The sequence below is a fragment of the Campylobacter sp. CNRCH_2014_2452 genome (assembly GCF_025772865.1).
GTDB lineage: Bacteria > Campylobacterota > Campylobacteria > Campylobacterales > Campylobacteraceae > Campylobacter_D > Campylobacter_D lari_D.
This window is the reverse complement of record NZ_JAKMSX010000009.1, coordinates 21,141-40,459: the sequence shown is the minus strand read 5'-3', so window position 1 is coordinate 40,459 and position 19,319 is coordinate 21,141. Positions and strand designations below refer to the sequence as shown.

26 protein-coding genes are annotated in these 19,319 nt (G+C 29.9%); 25 read left to right on the top strand and 1 reads right to left on the bottom strand.

Annotated elements, in window-relative coordinates:
• The first annotated feature begins 22 nt into the window (after window positions 1-22).
• The 25 genes from obgE (at window position 23) to recO (ending at window position 19,003) form a co-directional block, all read left to right on the top strand.
• Window positions 23-1,066, top strand: a complete 1,044-nt coding sequence (gene obgE / locus L8X38_RS07030; protein ID WP_220566510.1) for a GTPase ObgE — start codon at window positions 23-25, stop codon at window positions 1,064-1,066.
• The gene (locus tag L8X38_RS07025; RefSeq protein ID WP_220566509.1) at window positions 1,066-1,533 is read left to right on the top strand and encodes a DUF6194 family protein; all 468 of its coding nucleotides are present in this window, start codon (window positions 1,066-1,068) and stop codon (window positions 1,531-1,533) included. Before obgE ends, L8X38_RS07025 begins: the two co-directional genes overlap by 1 nt.
• Complete coding sequence (gene fmt / locus L8X38_RS07020; protein ID WP_220566508.1) at window positions 1,530-2,441, top strand: methionyl-tRNA formyltransferase; 912 nt, start codon at window positions 1,530-1,532, stop codon at window positions 2,439-2,441. The genes L8X38_RS07025 and fmt overlap by 4 nt, the downstream gene beginning before the upstream one ends.
• Window positions 2,422-3,057, top strand: coding sequence for a biotin--[acetyl-CoA-carboxylase] ligase (locus tag L8X38_RS07015; protein ID WP_220566507.1), 636 nt, complete (start codon window positions 2,422-2,424; stop codon window positions 3,055-3,057). Before fmt ends, L8X38_RS07015 begins: the two co-directional genes overlap by 20 nt.
• Complete coding sequence (locus tag L8X38_RS07010) at window positions 3,054-3,836, top strand: ParA family protein (RefSeq protein WP_012660935.1); 783 nt, start codon at window positions 3,054-3,056, stop codon at window positions 3,834-3,836. Before L8X38_RS07015 ends, L8X38_RS07010 begins: the two co-directional genes overlap by 4 nt.
• Before the next feature lie 3 nt (window positions 3,837-3,839).
• Entirely contained in the window at window positions 3,840-4,691 is an 852-nt protein-coding gene (locus tag L8X38_RS07005) for a ParB/RepB/Spo0J family partition protein (protein WP_263659714.1), read from the top strand.
• A gap of 63 nt (window positions 4,692-4,754) precedes the next feature.
• Complete coding sequence (locus L8X38_RS07000; protein WP_133319671.1) at window positions 4,755-5,180, top strand: FoF1 ATP synthase subunit B'; 426 nt, start codon at window positions 4,755-4,757, stop codon at window positions 5,178-5,180.
• A 9-nt stretch (window positions 5,181-5,189) separates the two neighbouring features.
• Window positions 5,190-5,702 (top strand): F0F1 ATP synthase subunit B, encoded by a 513-nt coding sequence (locus L8X38_RS06995; RefSeq protein ID WP_133319670.1) that lies wholly within the window; start codon window positions 5,190-5,192, stop codon window positions 5,700-5,702.
• Window positions 5,702-6,223 (top strand): F0F1 ATP synthase subunit delta, encoded by a 522-nt coding sequence (locus L8X38_RS06990; RefSeq protein WP_133319669.1) that lies wholly within the window; start codon window positions 5,702-5,704, stop codon window positions 6,221-6,223. Before L8X38_RS06995 ends, L8X38_RS06990 begins: the two co-directional genes overlap by 1 nt.
• A 9-nt stretch (window positions 6,224-6,232) precedes the next feature.
• Entirely contained in the window at window positions 6,233-7,738 is a 1,506-nt protein-coding gene (gene atpA / locus L8X38_RS06985; protein WP_133319668.1) for a F0F1 ATP synthase subunit alpha, read from the top strand.
• Between the two features lie 9 nt (window positions 7,739-7,747).
• Entirely contained in the window at window positions 7,748-8,632 is an 885-nt protein-coding gene (atpG, locus tag L8X38_RS06980) for an ATP synthase F1 subunit gamma (protein WP_263661645.1), read from the top strand.
• Window positions 8,633-8,646: 14 nt separating this feature from the next.
• Window positions 8,647-10,044 (top strand): F0F1 ATP synthase subunit beta, encoded by a 1,398-nt coding sequence (gene atpD / locus L8X38_RS06975; RefSeq protein WP_133319666.1) that lies wholly within the window; start codon window positions 8,647-8,649, stop codon window positions 10,042-10,044.
• A gap of 2 nt (window positions 10,045-10,046) precedes the next feature.
• Entirely contained in the window at window positions 10,047-10,439 is a 393-nt protein-coding gene (atpC, locus tag L8X38_RS06970; RefSeq protein WP_133319665.1) for an ATP synthase F1 subunit epsilon, read from the top strand.
• Entirely contained in the window at window positions 10,439-10,999 is a 561-nt protein-coding gene (locus L8X38_RS06965) for a MotA/TolQ/ExbB proton channel family protein (protein ID WP_220566504.1), read from the top strand. The genes atpC and L8X38_RS06965 overlap by 1 nt, the downstream gene beginning before the upstream one ends.
• Entirely contained in the window at window positions 11,000-11,389 is a 390-nt protein-coding gene (locus L8X38_RS06960; RefSeq protein WP_263661644.1) for an ExbD/TolR family protein, read from the top strand.
• 3 nt (window positions 11,390-11,392) lie between these two features.
• On the top strand, window positions 11,393-12,169 hold the full coding sequence (locus tag L8X38_RS06955) for a TonB C-terminal domain-containing protein (RefSeq protein WP_133319662.1): 777 nt from the start codon (window positions 11,393-11,395) through the stop codon (window positions 12,167-12,169).
• The gene (gene tolB / locus L8X38_RS06950; protein WP_133319661.1) at window positions 12,169-13,368 is read left to right on the top strand and encodes a Tol-Pal system protein TolB; all 1,200 of its coding nucleotides are present in this window, start codon (window positions 12,169-12,171) and stop codon (window positions 13,366-13,368) included. Before L8X38_RS06955 ends, tolB begins: the two co-directional genes overlap by 1 nt.
• 66 nt (window positions 13,369-13,434) lie before the next feature.
• Window positions 13,435-13,920: a peptidoglycan-associated lipoprotein Pal gene (pal, locus tag L8X38_RS06945; protein ID WP_133319660.1), complete on the top strand. Its 486-nt coding sequence runs from the start codon at window positions 13,435-13,437 to the stop codon at window positions 13,918-13,920.
• Between the two features lie 11 nt (window positions 13,921-13,931).
• Window positions 13,932-14,924 carry a tetratricopeptide repeat protein gene (locus L8X38_RS06940; RefSeq protein ID WP_133319659.1) on the top strand — a complete coding sequence of 331 codons (993 nt, stop codon included), beginning with the start codon at window positions 13,932-13,934 and terminating at the stop codon, window positions 14,922-14,924.
• Between the two features lie 13 nt (window positions 14,925-14,937).
• Window positions 14,938-15,522 (top strand): FKBP-type peptidyl-prolyl cis-trans isomerase, encoded by a 585-nt coding sequence (locus tag L8X38_RS06935; protein ID WP_263661643.1) that lies wholly within the window; start codon window positions 14,938-14,940, stop codon window positions 15,520-15,522.
• The gene (gene fabD, locus L8X38_RS06930; RefSeq protein WP_263661642.1) at window positions 15,522-16,442 is read left to right on the top strand and encodes an ACP S-malonyltransferase; all 921 of its coding nucleotides are present in this window, start codon (window positions 15,522-15,524) and stop codon (window positions 16,440-16,442) included. Before L8X38_RS06935 ends, fabD begins: the two co-directional genes overlap by 1 nt.
• Window positions 16,439-17,125 carry a 5'-methylthioadenosine/adenosylhomocysteine nucleosidase gene (locus L8X38_RS06925; protein WP_133319656.1) on the top strand — a complete coding sequence of 229 codons (687 nt, stop codon included), beginning with the start codon at window positions 16,439-16,441 and terminating at the stop codon, window positions 17,123-17,125. The genes fabD and L8X38_RS06925 overlap by 4 nt, the downstream gene beginning before the upstream one ends.
• The gene (locus L8X38_RS06920; protein ID WP_039627820.1) at window positions 17,122-17,883 is read left to right on the top strand and encodes an ATP-binding protein; all 762 of its coding nucleotides are present in this window, start codon (window positions 17,122-17,124) and stop codon (window positions 17,881-17,883) included. The genes L8X38_RS06925 and L8X38_RS06920 overlap by 4 nt, the downstream gene beginning before the upstream one ends.
• A complete protein-coding gene (locus L8X38_RS06915; protein WP_133319654.1) occupies window positions 17,876-18,388 on the top strand; it encodes a cysteine hydrolase family protein in 513 nt (170 codons plus the stop codon). Before L8X38_RS06920 ends, L8X38_RS06915 begins: the two co-directional genes overlap by 8 nt.
• Window positions 18,389-19,003 (top strand): recombination protein RecO, encoded by a 615-nt coding sequence (gene recO / locus L8X38_RS06910; protein ID WP_263661641.1) that lies wholly within the window; start codon window positions 18,389-18,391, stop codon window positions 19,001-19,003.
• Here recO and L8X38_RS06905 read toward each other — a convergent pair.
• On the bottom strand, window positions 18,987-19,307 hold the full coding sequence (locus L8X38_RS06905) for a hypothetical protein (protein WP_039617382.1): 321 nt from the start codon (window positions 19,305-19,307) through the stop codon (window positions 18,987-18,989). The two genes, recO and L8X38_RS06905, sit on opposite strands and share 17 nt — an antisense overlap.
• Window positions 19,308-19,319: the final 12 nt, after the last annotated feature.

The following is a 19,319-nucleotide window of genomic DNA, read 5'->3' as shown; positions in this document are numbered from 1 at the left end:
AAATTTATACTTTGGTGATTGTATGTTTATAGATAATGTGAAATTAGTTTTAAGTTCAGGTAATGGTGGCAAAGGTGCTGTGAGTTTTCGCCGTGAAAAACATGTTCCACTCGGTGGGCCTGATGGTGGCGATGGTGGAAATGGCGGCGATGTATATTTTATATGTGATAATAATACCCATACGCTAGCGCACTTTAAAGGTAAAAAAGAACTTAAAGCACAAAATGGCCAGCCAGGCTTAGGTCGTAATAAAAACGGCAAAAGAGGGGAGAGCTTAGAATTAATCGTTCCTCAAGGCACTCAAGTAATTGACGCACAAAGTGGGGAAGTTTTACTTGATATGCTAGTAGAAGGCCAAAAAGAATTATTTTTAAAAGGCGGTAAAGGTGGTCTTGGCAATACCCATTTTAAAAACTCTACTAATCAACGCCCAGATTATGCCCAACCAGGTGTGGCAGGAAAAACTTTAAGTGTGCGCTTAGAATTAAAACTCATAGCAGATGTTGGGCTTGTGGGCTTTCCAAATGTAGGAAAATCCACTCTTATAAGTGTAGTATCTAATGCAAGACCTGAAATAGCTAATTATGAATTTACTACTTTAACTCCAAAACTTGGTATGGTTGAAGTAGATGATTATAATTCTTTTGTAATGGCAGATATCCCAGGTATTATAGAAGGTGCAAGCGATGGTAGGGGTTTGGGACTTGAGTTTTTAAGACACATAGAAAGAACTTCTTTTTTGCTTTTTGTGCTTGATCCGTTAAGAGATATGAGCTTAAAAGAGCAATTTTGTATTTTAAGAAAAGAATTGGAAAAATTTTCAAGCAAGCTTTATGCAAGAAATTTTGGCTTAATGCTTTCAAAAAGTGATAGTGTAAATTTAGGCGAAGAATTTGCACAAAAAATAGAAGATGATTATAATAAGTTAAAAGTTTATTTACAAAGTCAAAATAATCCGCAAAGTTTTTTCATCAAGGTTTCAAGCCTTGAAAAAACTGGACTTAAAGAGCTTAAATTTATGCTTTTAGAAGAAGTTAAAAAAATTAGAAGTCAAAATAATCTTTGATGAGTAAAAATTTAACTATAGATTTTATTCAAGAATATATCAAGTCTAATTTTAAAGGCTTGGTATATAAATTTACTTATAAAGAACATAGCTTTTTTTATAATCCCGATAAGGTTTTAAAAAACGGAGTTTATTTTTGCACTATTAAAGAAAATGATGGCATAAATGATAAAGCTTCGAATTTAAATAGAGAAGGTGTATTTCGTCTAAGTTACTCTCTTTGTGATCAAGATTACCAAAATCTTTTTGGTAAAAAACCTAAAAAAGCTTTAAAGGGTGAGGTTGTTAGTTTAAATTATGATTTTTCTATGCTTGATTTTATCATGCCTCATCCAATTTATGCTTATATGGGGTATATTTGCATCAACAACCCTTCTAGAAAAAATTTTGAAATTTTTAAAGATTATCTTGAGCTTTCATATCAAAAAGCTATAAAAACTTATAAAAAAAGGATAGTGGCATTATGAAAAATATCATTTTTATGGGAACTCCATCTTATGCAACTTGTATTTTAAAAGAGCTTGTTGATAAAGGGTTTAATGTCAAAGCTTTATTTACCCAACCTGATAAACCTGTGGGTAGAAAACAAATTTTAACCCCAAGTGATACTAAAAAATTTATTTTAGAAAATAATTTAAATATAGAAATTTTCACTCCAAAAAGCTTAAAAGATGAAAACATAACCAATAGAATAAAAAGCTTAAAACCTGATTTTATAGTTGTTGCTGCTTATGGGAAGATTTTGCCAAAAGAAATTTTAGATATTGCTCCTTGTATCAATTTGCACGCTTCCTTACTTCCTAAATATCGCGGGGCTTCGCCTATACAAAGTGCTATTTTAAATGGGGATAAAATAAGCGGGGTTTGTACTATGCTTATGGAAGAAGGACTTGATAGTGGTGCAATCTTAGAAAGTATAGAATGTGATATAGAAGGTAGAAATTCAGCTGAAGTGTTTATTATGCTTTCAAATTTAGCTGCTAAACTTACTGTTTCTACACTTTTAAATTTTGAAAAAATTATCCCAAAAAAACAAGATGAAAATTTAGTTACACATTGTAAAAAAATCAAAAAAGAAGATGGCTTGATTGCTTTAAATAATGCAAATGAAATTTATCAAAAATTTTTAGCTTTTACACCTTGGCCTGGAATTTTTTTAGAAAATGGTTTGAAATTTTTAGATATAGAATTAGTCGATAGTGAAAAAACTCAAAAATCAGGCGTGATTTTACAAATAGAAAAGGAAGGCTTTTTGCTTTCATGTAAAAAAGGTGTTTTAAGGATTAAAAATTTACAAGAAAGTGGAAAAAAGGCTTTAGACGCTAAGACTTATTTAAATGGAAAAAGGTTAAAACTTGGAGATAGTTTATTTTGATGAGCTTGAATCAACTCAAATTTATTTAAGTGATAAAATTCGTAGTGGAGAAATTACTAACAATACAGCCATTTGTGCTTTTATTCAAAGTGCTGGTATAGGTAGTAGGGACAATACTTGGCAAAGTAAGCAAGGAAATTTACATGTATCTTTTTGCATAAAAACTCAAGAATTAGCACAAGATCTTCCTTTGGCTTCTGCTAGTATATATTTTGCATTTTTAATGAAAGAAGTATTGCAAAGAAAAAATTCGAAAGTATGGATTAAATGGCCCAATGATTTTTATATAGAAGATAAAAAAATAGGCGGATTGATGAGTTCTAAAATCAATGATTTTTTGGTTGTAGGAATAGGGATTAATCTTAAATATGCTCCATTTAATGCTGAAATTTTAGACATAGAAGTAGATATAGCAAAACTTTTAAATGAGTATTTTTCTTATGTAGATGAGAAAATTTTATGGAAGAATATTTTTAGCAAGTATATGCTAGAATTTGAAAAATCAAGAAATTTTTTTATACATAATGAAGGTAAGATTTTATCTTTAAAAGATGCTTTGTTGTATAAAGATGGTTCTATATTGTTAGATAATAAAAGGATATATAGTTTAAGATGAGTGAGATAATAACTATTGCAAATCAAAAAGGTGGGGTAGGTAAAACTACTACCGCTATTAATCTAGCGGCTTCTTTAGCAGTAGCTGAAAAAAAGGTTCTTTTGATAGATATTGATCCACAAGCTAATGCTACAACAGGGCTTGGTTTTAATAGAAGTAATTATGAGTATAATATTTACCATGTTTTTATAGGCAGGAAAAAACTTTCTGAAATCATTTTAAAAACTGAACTTCCACAATTATACTTAGCTCCATCAAATATTTCTTTGGTTGGAATTGAACAAGAAGTAGTAAAAGAAAGCGGAGAATATAGAACGATTTTAAGAGAAAAAATCAAAGAAATTGCTAAAGATTATGATTTTATTATCATAGACTCACCTCCTGCACTTGGAAGTATTACGGTAAATGCTTTTGCAGCAAGTGATAGTGTTATTATCCCTATACAATGTGAATTTTATGCGCTTGAGGGTGTTGCGATGGTTTTAAACACCATAAAATTTGTGAAAAAAACTATCAATCCAAAGTTAAAAATAAAAGGTTTTTTACCAACTATGTATAGTTCACAAAATAATCTTTCAAAAGATACTGTGGAGGATTTAAAGCAAAATTTCAAGCAAAAGCTATTTAGAACAGGTGATAATGAAGATGATTTTATCATCATACCAAGAAATGTAAAACTTGCTGAAAGTCCAAGTTATGGAAAACCTATTATACTTTATGATATAAAATCCCCAGGTTCAGTAGCATATCAAAATTTAGCACATTCTATATTAGGATAAAAAATGGCAAAAAAAAGTGCATTAGGAAGAGGTTTAAGTAGTATTTTGGCTGATATTGATGAGGTTTATGAAAAAGAATTAGGATCAAAAGAAGGCAAAATAGAAGAAATTGATATAGATTTAATTAGTCCAAATCCTTATCAGCCAAGGAAAAATTTTGATACACAAGCTTTAGAAGAGCTTGCGGGGTCTATTAAAGAATATGGTTTAATTCAGCCTATTGTAGTTTTTAAAAAAGATGAATTTGATTATATTATAATAGCTGGCGAGAGAAGATTTAGAGCATGTAAGCTTTTAGAAAAAGAACAGATTAAAGCCGTAGTTTTAAATGTGGATGATATAAAATTACGCGAGCTTGCTTTGATTGAAAATATCCAAAGGGAAAATTTAAATCCTATAGAATTGGCACATTCTTATAAAGAATTATTGGAAATTCATGACATAACTCAAGAAAAATTAGCAGATCTTATTCACAAGTCAAGACCACAAATTGCTAATACCTTAAGACTTTTAAATTTAAATGAGCAAACGCAAAATTTCATTATAGAAGGTAAAATTTCACAAGGTCATGCAAAAGTTTTAGTAGGACTTGAAAAAGAAGAAGAAAAAATGATAGTTGATACTATCATAGGTCAAAAACTTAATGTAAGAGATACAGAAAAACTGATTAAAAATTTTAAAAATTCAAATAATTTAGAAAAAAATACAAATTTAAATAAGCAAAATCAATCTATATTAAATTTAAAAGAAAAAATAGAATCTTTTGGATTTAAGACAGTGGTGAAAGATTTAAAAATTATTGTTAATTTTTCTGACGAAAATGAGATTTTAAAATTTTTAAAAATACTAGATTAAATATGCTTTTAGGTATATTTTGGTATAATTGCGCGTTTTATTTAGATTTATTTAGGAGTATTAATGTTTAATGATGTACATTTTTCCATCATGATAGCTACTGGTGTCATTTTTTTGCTCATGATAGCAATTTTAAATTCTATACTCTATAAACCTTTGATTAAATTTATGGATTCTAGAGATTTGACCATTAAAAATGACGAAGAAAAAATGAAAAAAAATTCTGATGATGTTTCAAATGTAGAAAATGAGTTGGAAAAAATTCATATACAAACAAGAGATGAGATTAATCAAATCAAAGCAAAAGCAGTAGAAGAAGCTAAAATAAAACAAGAAAAAGAATTATCAATAAAGAAAAAAGAATTAGAAGAACAAATGCATGTTTTTCTAAAAAGTCTAAGAGAAAAAGAAAAAGAATTAAAAGAAGAGATGCGGTTAAAAATGCCAGAATTTAAGCAAAGCTTTAAAGATAGCTTGAGTAAAATTTAAGGAAGATAAATGTTGAAAAAAATTACATTATTATCGGTGCTTCCTTTTTATGCTTTTGCAGCAGGTAATGGAAGTGGCGAGTATGATATTATCCCAAGAGCAGTTAATTTTGTTTTGTTTGCTGCTATTTTATATTATTTTATAGCAACACCTTTAAAAAATTTTTACCACGGAAGAATTGCAAAAATTGCCTCTAGGATGAATGAAATACAAGAAAAACTTATTGCAAGCAAAAATCATAAATTAGAAATGATGAAAAAACTAGATTTAGCTAAACAAGAAGCAATTAATGCAGTTGCTCTTGCAAAAAAAGAAGCAGAAATCATTACAGATAAAATAGAAGCTGAAACAAAAATGGAGATTAAGGCTTTAGAAAAAACTTATGAAGAGCATAAAGAATATGAAATAAGAAGAATGGAAAAAGAAGTTGTGCAAGCGGTTTTAGAAGAAATTTTTGAAGATCAAAGTTTACAGCTTCAGCAAAAAGAAATTTTAAATATCATGATGAAAAAGGTGTCTTGATGGAAAGTGTAATTGCAAAAACCTATGCAAAAGCTATATTAGAAAGAAAAGATTTTGAAAATTTTTATTCAAATTTATTACAACTTAGTTCAGCTTTTGCTTCTGATAAATTTGTAAGTATTTTAAATGCTTATGAGCTTAAACAAGAAAAAAAATTAGATTTTATACTTTCTTTATTAGATAATCCAAGTGATGCTTTTAAAAATTTTATGAGCTTAGTTGTTGGCAACAATAGAGAGATGTTAATTCCAAGCATTACTAAAGAATTGAGTGAACAAAAAGCATTAAAAGAAAATGAATTTTTAGGGCAAGTTTATTCAAAAGAAAAATTAAGTGAAGAAGAAATTAAAAATTTAGAAGAAAAACTTAGTCTTAAATTCAACGCAAAGATTAGATTAGATAGTAAAATAAGTGATAATGACAGTGTAAAAATTAGCTTAGATGGACTTGGTTATGAAATTTCATTTTCAATGCAAAGCTTAAAAGCTAAAATGAATGAATATATATTAAAAGCAATTTAAGGAGACTTGATGAAATTTAAAGCAGATGAAATTAGTTCTATTATAAAAGAAAGAATTGAAAAATTTGATTTTAATCTTGAAATAGAAGAAACCGGTAAGATTATTTCAGTTGCTGATGGTGTTGCTAAGGTTTATGGTCTTAAAAATGCTATGGCCGGTGAGATGGTTGAATTTGAAAATGGCGAAAAGGGAATGGTGCTTAACCTTGAAGAATCAAGTGTTGGTATTGTTATTTTAGGAAAGGGACTTGGCTTAAAAGAAGGAAGCTCTGTAAAAAGATTAAAAAAACTTCTAAAGGTTCCAGTTGGTGATGCGTTGATAGGCCGTGTTGTAAATGCTTTAGGTGAGCCAATTGATGCTAAGGGAGCGATTGAAACAAGTGAATATCGCTTTGTGGAAGAAAAAGCAAAAGGTATTATGGCTAGAAAAAGTGTTCATGAACCATTACATACGGGTATTAAAGCTATTGATGCTTTAGTTCCAATTGGTAGAGGACAAAGAGAGTTAATTATTGGTGATAGACAAACGGGTAAAACTACTGTTGCAATAGATACAATTATTAGTCAAAAAGGTAAAGATGTTATTTGTATTTATGTGGCAATTGGTCAAAAACAAAGCACAGTGGCTCAAGTAGTTAAAAAGCTTGAAGAATACGGTGCAATGGATTATAGTATAGTAGTAAATGCAGGTGCTTCAGATCCTGCTGCATTGCAATATCTTGCTCCATATACAGGTGTAACTATGGGTGAGTATTTTAGAGATAACTCAAGACATGCGTTGATTGTTTATGATGATTTGAGTAAGCATGCTGTTGCTTATCGTGAAATGTCTTTGATTTTGCGTCGTCCTCCGGGTCGTGAAGCTTATCCAGGGGATGTATTTTATTTACATTCAAGACTGCTTGAAAGAGCAAGTAAATTAAGTGATGAGCTTGGTGCAGGAAGCTTAACAGCATTACCTATTATTGAAACTCAAGCAGGGGATGTTTCAGCTTACATTCCAACCAATGTTATTTCAATTACTGATGGTCAAATTTTCTTAGAGACAGATTTGTTTAACTCAGGTATTCGTCCTGCGATTAATGTTGGTTTATCTGTATCTCGTGTTGGTGGTGCTGCACAAATTAAAGCAACAAAACAAGTTTCAGGTACCTTAAGACTTGACTTAGCTCAATATAGAGAATTGCAAGCTTTTGCGCAATTTGCAAGTGATTTAGATGAAGCAAGTAGAAAACAACTTGAGCGTGGACAAAGAATGGTTGAAGTTCTAAAGCAGCCTCCATATTCTCCGCTTTCAGCAGAGAATCAAGTTGTGATGATTTATGCAGGAACTAAAGGATATTTAGATGATATTGCAGTTTCTAAAATTGGAGAATTTGAAGCAGCTTTATATCCATTTATTGAAGCTAAATATCCAGAAATTTTTGAGCAAATTAGAACCAAAAAGGCTTTAGATAAAGATTTAGAAGAAAAATTAGCTAAAGCATTGAGTGAGTTTAAAGCAAACCACATATAAGGTTTTTAAATGTCTAATTTAAAAGAAATTAAAAGAAAAATAAAAAGTGTTCATAATACACAAAAGACAACTAATGCTATGAAGCTTGTCTCTACTGCCAAATTAAGAAAGGCAGAAGAGGCAGCTAAAAAGTCAAAAGTTTTTGCTCAAAAAATTGATGAAGTTTTATCTGAAATTGCTTTCAAGATTAATCAATACGAAGGACTTGATGATAAACTTCCGTTTTTTAGAAAAAAAGACAATATTGAGAAAATGGATATTATTTTCATTACTGCTGATAAAGGTTTATGCGGTGGTTTTAACATTAAAACTATTAAAACAGTAAATGAAATGCTCGAAGATTGTAAAGCAAAAAAAATCAAGGTAAGATTAAGAGCTATTGGTAAAACAGGTATTGAGTATTTTAATTTTCAAAATATTGAAATTTTAGAAAAATATTTAGACACAAGCTCTAGCCCTGATTATGAAAAAGCTTGTGCTATTATTAAAAATGCAGTTGATGATTTTATAAATGAAGTTACAGATAAGGTTGTAATTGTACATAATGGCTATAAAAATATGATTTCACAAGAAATTCGTATTAATGAATTATTACCAGTGCAAGCTATTGCGAGCAAAGAAGAACAAGAGTCTCAATCTTTAATGGATTTAGAACCTGAAGATGAAGAAATTTTAAATGATTTATTAAAAACTTATTTTGAATATAATATGTATTTTTCTTTAGTTGATTCTTTGGCGGCTGAGCATAGTGCAAGAATGCAAGCTATGGATAATGCAACCAATAATGCAAAAGCTAGAGTTAAACAACTCAATTTAGCTTATAATAAAGCAAGACAAGAATCTATTACCACCGAATTGATAGAAATTATCAGTGGTGTTGAGTCAATGAAATAAATTTAGGAGTGATGATGCAAGGTTTTATTTCTCAAGTTTTAGGACCAGTGGTTGATGTTGAATTTAAAGAATATCTTCCACAAATTAACGAAGCTATAATTGTAAATTATGAATTAGAAGGAAAAGAATGCAAGCTAGTGCTTGAAGTAGCTGCGCATTTGGGTGATAATAAAGTAAGAACTATCGCTATGGATATGACTGATGGTCTTGTTAGGGGTTTAACGGCTGTTGCGACTGGAAACCCAATTAGCGTTCCAGTGGGCGAAAAAGTACTTGGAAGAATTTTCAATGTAACAGGTGATTTGATTGATGAGGGTGAAGAGATCAATTTTGATAAGCATTGGTCAATCCATAGAGATCCACCTCCATTTGAAGAGCAAAGTACAAAAAGTGAAATTTTTGAAACAGGTATTAAGGTAGTTGATTTGTTAGCTCCTTATGCAAAAGGTGGTAAAGTAGGACTTTTTGGTGGTGCAGGCGTTGGTAAAACCGTTATTATTATGGAGTTAATCCACAATGTTGCATTTAAGCATAGCGGTTATTCTGTTTTTGCAGGTGTTGGTGAAAGAACTCGTGAGGGTAATGATCTTTACAATGAAATGAAAGAAAGTAATGTTTTAGATAAAGTTGCATTATGTTATGGTCAAATGAATGAACCACCAGGAGCAAGAAATCGTATTGCTTTAACAGGTCTTACTATGGCTGAGTATTTTAGAGATGAAATGGGACTTGATGTGTTGATGTTTATTGATAATATCTTTAGATTTTCACAATCAGGTTCTGAAATGTCAGCACTTTTAGGAAGAATTCCTTCAGCTGTTGGCTATCAACCAACTTTAGCTAGCGAAATGGGTAAATTCCAAGAAAGAATTACTTCAACTAAAAAAGGTTCTATTACTTCAGTTCAAGCAGTTTATGTGCCAGCAGATGATTTAACAGACCCTGCTCCTGCAACTGTTTTTGCGCATTTGGATGCAACTACGGTTTTAAATAGATCGATTGCTGAAAAAGGTATTTATCCAGCTGTTGATCCGCTTGATTCTACTTCAAGAATGCTTGATCCACAAATTATTGGTGAAGAGCATTATAAAGTAGCGCGTGGAGTACAATCAGTACTTCAAAAATACAAAGATTTGCAAGATATTATTGCTATTTTAGGTATGGATGAATTGAGTGAAGAAGATAAATTGATCGTTGAAAGAGCAAGAAAAATTGAAAAATTCCTATCTCAACCATTCTTCGTTGCTGAAGTATTTACAGGAAGTCCTGGTAAATATATTAGTTTAGAAGATACAATAGCAGGTTTTAAAGGTATTTTAGAAGGGAAATATGACCATTTACCTGAAAATGCTTTCTATATGGTAGGTGGAATTGATGAAGTTATTGAAAAAGCAGAAAAACTTAAGGCTTAATAATGGATAATTTAATACATATAGAGGTGGTAACACCTCTTGGTATGATTTACAATGATAATGTAAAATCTATTGTTCTTCCTGGAAGTGAAGGTGAATTTGGTGTTTTAAAAGGACATGCATCTTTAATTTCTTCTTTAAGGGCAGGGATTATAGATATAGAAAAATCAGATTCTACCCATGAGTTAGTTGCTATTGATTCAGGTCATGCAAAAGTTTCTGAAACGAAAGTAAGTGTTTTAGCAAAAGGTGCTGTGTGGGTTGGAGGAAATAGTGATAGTGAAATAGCAAAAAGATTAGCAGATGCAAAAGATTTAATCAAATCTATGAGTAGTGATAGTGTTGCTTTAGCTTCTACTTTTGCTAAGATGGATAATAATGTAAGGCAAAAATAGTGGATTTTCAATCAATTTTTCATTTTTTTGAAAATACAAGCTTAATTACTTATATTGTATTGGCTTGGCTTTCGGTGTATTTTATACTTAGTTTTAGTATTTTATTTTCAAGATTAATGCTTATTAATAAATGGATGCAAGATGAAAGTCAGGCTTTAGAAGCTTTGATGAGAGGAGAGAGGGATTTAAGCCAAAGTGCATCAATTTTAAAAAAATGTATTGAGATTGATGAAACTAAGATGAATATTTATAAAAATTCTGTTGAAAAAAAAGCCACAATTGGATTAACTTGGCTTAGTATTATTGCTTCAACCTCTCCTTTTATAGGTCTTTTTGGTACAGTTATTTCTATACTTGAAACTTTTGGTGGTTTAGAAATGCAAAATTCTTTGAGTATTATTGCGCCAAAAATTAGTGAAGCTTTGGTAGCTACAGGTTGTGGAATTTTAGTGGCAATTCCCGCATATAGTTTTCATTTGATTATCAAACGCAAAGCTTATGAACTAATTAATATTTTAGATAGTGAGATAAAAGTATTAGTAAGTTCAGCAAAGGTTTAATTGATGTTTTTAGAAGAAAAACCCGAACTAAATATTACACCTTTAGTGGATATTATGCTTGTATTGCTTGCTATTTTAATGGTAACAGCACCAAGTATTACATATGAAGAAAAAGTTCAACTTCCTCAAGGTTCACAAAAAACTTCAAGTGCTCCAAATATCAAAAGTTTAATTATAACAATTAATGCAAAAAAAGAAATTTTTATAGGAAAAGATAAATTTAATTTTTTAAGTTTTGCGGATAATATGAATGCATTAAAAATGCAATATAATACTCAAGAAACAGTTTTCATTAGAGCGGATAAGAATTTAAAATATGATGATGTAATGAGTGTTTTAAGAACAATGAAGCATTTGGGTTTTCAAAAAGTTGCTTTGCAAACTGAGTAAAAAATGGAAGAAAATTCTACATATAATTTTAAAGCTTTTACTTATGCGATTTTAGTTTATTTTTTTGTTGTTTTTTTAGTATTTTTTAAGTTAGTCGAATATAAGCCAAAAGCTATTGAATATACTAATGATCCTAATAGTTTTATTAATATAGAACTTGGAGATAGTATAAATCAAAATCAAGTAAATATGATACAAGAGCTACAAAAGGAAAATTTGCAAAGTTTATTTGAAGAGAATCTTTTGCAAAAATACACTACAAATAAAAATGTTAATACTCAAAATGTAGAACAACAAGCTAGTGTTTTCAATGAGTTATTTGGCAAAATAGAAGACTATCAAGAAGAAAAAACTACAAAAGTACAATCTTCAATGCCATCGAAAAAACCTACTTTTACTCAAAGAGAAAAAATCAATGATTTTTCTAAGCAATTAAATGAAAATCTACAAATTAATCAAGAATTAGGACAATCTGTTATAGAACAAAAAATAGGAGTTTATGATCAATTTTTAGGTGCTGTTAGAAAACATCTTGAAGATAGATGGAGAATATACAATCCTAGTGGTAATTTAAGTATAGAAGTAGAATTTGTAATTGATAATAACGGATATTTTTATTTGTTAAGTACCACTAGCGCACATAGTGATAATTTTGATAAAAAGGCGAAAGAATTTTTACAAAATTTAGAAGGAAAATACATAACTTTACCTCCAAATGGTAAAATAAGAAAAATTAAAATGAAACTTAGTGATATAATTGAGTTTAAAACGGAGAAGTGATGAGAAAAATATTAGCGTTTTTATTTTTTTGTTCAGTATTATTTGGGCAAGATGCGACAATATCTGTTGTAAATAAAGGTATGCAATTACCTAAAATTTATATTAAAGATCAATCAAGATTGAATGATTTAGATCTTAAAAAAAGCTTTTATAATATGCTTGTTAATGATATAAAAGTGAGTTCAAATTTTGAATTAACTCAAGATGAAAAACAAGGTGATTATATTTTTTCTTATGTTTTAAATAAAAATGGTAAGCTTTTGGATATTGATGTTGAAATTTTAGCTGCAAATGAAACAAAAACGAGATTTTATGAGCAAATTCTTTCCATTGAAGAATATCCATTTTTAGCACATAGAAGTGTCGCTCAAATGAATAGAAAATTAGGTTTTGCACCGGTTGATTGGATGGATCATAAAATTTTAATAGCTAGAACTCAAGGTAATAAGCAAAGTGATATTTTGTTAGCAGATTATACTTTAACTTATCAAAAGATATTAATATCAAAAGGTTTAAATTTATTTCCCAAATGGGCAAATAAAGAACAAGATGCATTTTATTTCACTGCTTATGAAGATGAAATTCCAACACTTTATAAATATAATATGAAAAATAAAAACATCACAAAAATCATTGCTAGTAAGGGTATGATGGTTGCTTCTGATGTTAGCGATGATGGTAAAAAAATTTTACTTACTATGGCGCCAAAAGATCAGCCAGATGTGTATTTGTATGATACAGATACAAAAGATTTAAAACAGATTACAAATTATACGGGTATTGATGTAAATGGCAACTTTGTAGATGATGATAAAAAAATCGTATTTGTATCAGATCGTTTAGGTTATCCAAATATTTTTATGCAAAATTTAGATTCTAATTTAACAGAACAAGTAGTTTTTCATGGTAAAAATAATTCTTCAGTTTCTACCTATAAACATTATATGGTTTATTCTAGCAGGGAGGTAAATCAAAGTGGGGTTTTTAATCTTTATTTAATGTCAACCCAGAGTGATTATATAAGACAACTCACTGCAAATGGTAAAAATCTTTTTCCAAGATTTTCAAGTGATGGAGAAAGTGTAGTATTTATTAAATATTTAGGTTCACAAAGTGCCTTAGGAGTCATTAGAATTAATGCAAATAGGGCTTTTCATTATGGTTTAAAGGTAGGTAAAATTCAATCAATTGATTGGTAAAATATCAAAATTGTATTTTTTTTGTTATAATTAAACATGATTTTTAAATAAAAAAGGGGAAAAGCAATGAAAAAAATCATTTTTGCTTCAATTACTGCGTTTGCTGTTATTGTAAGTGGTTGTGCTACAAAAAATACTAGTGTAAGCAGTTCAAGTAGTGTAGATGGATCAAAAGGTAGTGGTGGTTCTGATAGATTTGAAAATCTTGAATCTTTAAATTCTATTGCAAATGTGTATTTTGATTTTGATAAATTTAATGTTAGAAAAGATATGCAAAAAGTTGTTGCAGATAATGCTGAAATTTTCAACAAAGAAGCCGCGAATGCTGCAATTGTAGTTGAAGGAAACTGCGATGAATGGGGAACTGATGAATATAATCAAGCTCTAGGTTTAAAAAGAGCTAAAGCTGTTAAAGAATCTTTAGTAGCTCAAGGTGTTAGCGCAGATAGAATAAGCGTAAAAAGTTATGGAGAAACTAATCCTGTATGTACTGAAAGAACAAAAGCTTGTGATGCGCAAAATCGTCGTGCAGAATTTAAATTATCAAAATAAGTTTTAAATAAATGAAAATCAAATTATTATCAGTAGCTCTTTTAGGAGCTACTTTTTTATACGCTGAAATTTCAGCATTTGATGCAGGAAAAGTAGATACAAAAACACCTTATGGCTTAACTCAAAATGAAAAATTACAATACGAAAATCAAGAACGCTTAAAAGCTTTAAATGAATATTATACTAATTTGACTAGTAAGATAAATACTGCTGTAGAAAATATAGAAGGTTTACAAAGTGTAACCGAGGGTTTAAATGCTCAATATTCTAAAGCAAATACAAAATTACTTTCACTAGAAGAAAACTATCAAAATTTTGATGCAAATATCACAAAAGAAATTCAAAATTTAAGAGCTTATGTAGAAGAAAATAGGCAAATTCAAGAAAAAAATCACCAAGAAATTCAAAAAGTATTGAGCGAAATAACAACTTTGATCAATAAAATTAATGATGATTATGTTTCTAAAGAAGATATGAACCAAACCATAACTTTTTTTCAATCGGAAATAGCTAGAGTGCAAAATCAAACAAATAATATTCAAGTTGTTCCTATTGCTAGTGAAAGCAATAAAACACAAGAAGTCATTAAAGAAACAAATACGACTTTGGAAAAAGAAATTGTTCAAGAGAAAGATGATAGTTGGAAAAAACTGCAATCTAGCGAAATTTTAAAAAAAGCTATTGATGAAACCAATAAAAATCAATTTGATGATGCAAAAGAAAAATTTGAGCATTTAATTAGTATCCATTATAAACCTGCTAGATCTACTTTTTGGCTTGGAGAGATAAGATATAAACAAAAAGATTATGCAGGCGCTTTGGGATTTTACAAAAAAAGTTCTGCTATAAGCACCAAGGGTGATTATGTGCCAAAATTACTTTATCATACGGCTATTAGCTTAGATAAAGTTGGGGATCCAAAAAGTGCTAATAAATTTTACAAAGCTTTAAAGACAGCTTATCCTGATAGTCCTGAAGCAAAAGTTTCGCCAGATAGAAAATAAAAAAGGAGATAAAATGGCTATAGAAAAAAATAGTGTAGTTTCAATGTTTTATGAGTTAAAAGATGCAAACACAAATGAAGTTTTAGAATCAAATATTTATGCTGAACCTATTTCTTTTATTTTGGGTAAGGGTCAAATTTTAGAAGGACTAGAAGAAGAAATTCAAAAACTTGATGCCCCATGTAATGCCGATATTGTGATAAAAAAAGAAAATGCTTTGGGTGAATATGATGCAAATGCATTGCAAACTTTACCAAAAGAACAATTTGCAGGGATTGATTTGCAAGTTGGTATGGAGCTTTTTGGCGAAGGCGAAGATGGTAATACAGTAAGAGTAATTGTTAGAGAAATTACTGAGAATGAAGTTACTATTGATTATAATCATGCTTACGCAGGAAAAGACTTGTTATTTTCAATTAATATTGTAGATGTTAGATCTGCAAGTGAAGATGAAATTTTAACAGGAATTATTGCAGGTAGCAGAAGTTGTGGATGTGGTGGTGGAGGACATCATCATGATCATCATCACGGACATGGTGGTGGTGGATGTTGTGGTGGCCACGGACATGGTGGTGGCGGTTGCTGCGGTGGACACTAATGAATAGTGCATTTATTTTCCCAGGCCAAGGCTCTCAAAGTGTTGGTATGGGGCTTAGTTTTTATGAGAATTCACTTAAAGCAAGAGAATTATTAGATTGTGCAAGTGATTATTGTAAAATTGATTTTAAAAATTTGCTTTTTAAGGAAAATGAAAATTTAAATAAAAGTGAATTTACACAAATGGCCATAGTGTTAAACTCACTAATGGCTTATGAAGCTTTAAAAGAGCAAGCTAGTATAGAAGCTAAGTATAGTTTAGGCCATTCACTAGGAGAATTTAGTGCTTTAGCGACTCAAGGCGCATTTGACTTTTTAGGTGTTATAGCACTTGTTAACAAGCGTGGCCAATTTATGCAGGAGGATTGCTCTAAAATCGAAGCTGGTATGATGGTGGTTTTAGGACTTGAAGATAAAGCAGTAGAAGAACTTTGTCAAAAGGCATTAAGTGAGCAAAAAAGTATTTTTGCAGCTAATTATAATTGTGAAGGACAGATTGTAGTAGCGGGCTTAAAGCCTGATTTAGCTTCTTATGAGAGTGAGTTTAAGAATGCAGGAGCCAAAAGAGCTATGCTTTTGAATATGAGTGTTGCAAGCCATTGTCCATTATTAAAAAATGCGTCTTTAAAACTTACAAAAGAACTAGAGCTTGTGTTAAAAGATGATTTTAAAAGTGTAGTTTCAAATGTAAATGCAAAAATATATAGTGATAAAACTCAAGCTTTAACACTTTTAAGTGAGCAACTTATAAAGCCTGTTCTTTATAAACAAAGCATTAAAACAATAGACAATGAAGTGGATTTTTATATAGAATTTGGTGCGAGCGTGTTAAAGGGCTTAAATAAAAAAATCACTCAAAAAGAAACTTATGCTTTAAGTAAAATAGAAGATATTGATGAAATTCTAAAGGTGATTAAATGAAAATAGCTATTTTAGGAGCTATGCCCGAAGAGGTTACTCCTTTACTCGAAACATTAAAAGAATATCAAACAATTGAATATGCAAATAATACTTATTATATTGCAAAATACAAAAATCATGAATTAATCATCGCTTATTCTAAGATAGGGAAAGTAAATTCCACTCTTAGCGCAACTATTATGATAGAAAAATTTAAAGCTGAACTTATGCTTTTTACAGGAGTGGCTGGTGCTTTTAATCCTAGTTTGGAAATAGGGGATTTAATCTATGCTACAAAATTAGCTCAATATGATTTAGATATTACAGCTTTTGGACATCCGCTTGGTTATGTTCCTGGTAATGAAATTTTTATAAAAACAGATGATAAGCTTAATAATCTTGCCATAGAGGTCGCTAAAGAACTTGGTGTTAAATTACAATCAGGTATTATCGCTACGGGTGATGAATTTATTTGTGATGAGAATAAAAAAGCAAAAATTAGAGAAATTTTTAACGCAGATGCTTGTGAAATGGAAGGAGCTAGTGTGGCTTTGGTATGTGATGCTTTAAAAATTCCATGTTTGGTTTTAAGATCAATGAGTGATAAGGCAGGTGAAAAAGCTGAATTTGACTTTGATGAGTTTGTAGAAAAATCCGCTAAAATTTCAGCTAATTTTGTTTTAAAAATTTGTGAGAAATTATGATAAATCTTAGCAAAAGACTAATCAGAGAAGTTGCAAAAGCAAATGCCAAGTTTTCCTTAATAGGAGATAATGATAAAGTTTTATTAGGACTTAGTGGCGGGAAAGACTCTCTAGCCCTAGCTCATCTTTTAAAGCGTATGCAAGCACATGCACCTTTTAAATTTGAACTTAAAGCAGTAACTTTAAGTTATGGCATGGGTGAAGATTACACCAAACTTCATAATCACTGCAAAGAACATGGTATTGACCATGAGGTTATTGATTCTAATATTTATGAAATTTCAGGTGATACCATTAGAAAAAATTCAAGCTTTTGTAGCTATTTTTCAAGAATGAGACGTGGTGCTTTATATACTTACGCCTTAGAAAATGGTTTTAATAAATTAGCCATAGCTCATCATTTAGATGATGCAGTAGAGAGTTTTTTTATGAATTTCATTTATAATGGTGCTCTTAGAAGTTTAGCGCCAAAATATAAAAGTAAAAGAGGTGTAGAAGTCATCCGTCCTTTGATTTTTGTAAGAGAAAGACAATTAAGGGAAAATGCTATTAATAATGAATTAGAAGTAATTGGTAATGAATTTTGTCCTGGTATGAAATTAAGTGAAAAAAATGTAAAATTTCCTCATGCTAGAGAAGAAGCTAAGCAGCTTTTAGCAAATTTAGAAAAAGAAAATCCAAAATTATTTACGAGCTTAAAAACTGCATTTGAAAATATCCACACGGATAGTTTTTTCATGGTTAAGGATAATGACTAAACTTTTAATTATAGTTGATTATCAAAATGATTTTATCGATGGTAGCTTAGGTTTTGAAAAAGCTACCAAGATAAAAGATAATATTCTTACTCTTTTAAAAAATCATCAAGGTGATGTTGTTTTTACTTTTGATACGCATGATGAGAATTATTTAAAAACCCAAGAAGGAAAAAAACTGCCTATTTATCATTGTATTAAAGATACTTTTGGTTGGCAAATGCCAAGTGATTTTAATGTGTATTTAAAAAATGCAAAAAAAATCTTTTATAAGAATGCTTTTGGTAGTTTAGAATTGGCTAATTTTTTAAAACAAAATCATTATGAAAGTATAGAATTTTGTGGTTTGGTTTCGCATATTTGTGTATTTAGTAATATTATTTTAGCTCAAAGCGCCACGCCTAATTCTAAAATTATTTTACATAAAAACGCTACTGCAAGTTTTAATGAATCTTTAGAAAATAGTGCTTATGAAATTTTACAAGCTTATGGCATAGAGCTTTTATAGATGCAAGGCTTTATTTTGAACACTCAGAGCGTAAAAGATGAGGATTTGATTGTTTATCTTTTAAGTGCCAAAAAAGTTATTAAAAGTTATAGATTTTACGGAATGAGACATTCTAATATTCTAAATGGATATAAGATTGATTTTGAACTTGAAGAAAGTTCTAGATTTTTACCGCGCTTAAAAGATGTTTTACATATTGGATTTTCTTGGGTTTTAGATAGAGAAAAAATGTTTTTTTGGCAAGAATTTATCAGGCTTTTTTATTGGCATTTAAAAGATGTTGAGGAGATTGATAGTTTTTATTTTGAGCTTTTAGAAGATTGTGCTAAGCGTTTTGAAAAACAAGATTGCAAGCGTGTGATTGTGGATGCTTATTTAAAGATTCTAAGCTTTGAAGGACGCTTGCATAAGGATTTTATTTGCTTTTTATGTGATGAGTGTATAAAAGAAGATGTTGTATTGATAAGGGCTTTTTTGCCTGCGCATAAAAAATGTGCTTTTGGCTATGAGTTTAAAGCTAAAGATCTTGTGAGGTTTTATGAAAATTTTAATTCATCGCATTTTAGCGATGAATATATTGATAATTTATATAAAATCATTAAAGAGGGTTTTTAAGAGTAATATCATACATCATAATAGCCTCTTGTCTTAATTTTGCGATGATATTTGCACTATCAATATGTGTATTTTTTATAATAGCTTCCTTGCTATTTTTAATATCTTCAAGCAAATTTCCAAGTTGTTTTTGGGAGCTTTGTAAGCAAGTGCTTATACATTTTGGTTGTGTTTGTTGTAAAACTTGCTCGAAATTTAAACTTTGATTGTTAAGCTTTGAAGCATGTGCTGCTAGATTATTTGCACTTGTTCTAATGCCACCTAATGCTTTGTAAATCCCTTTTGAATTGATATGAGCTGCCATGAACCTTCCTTG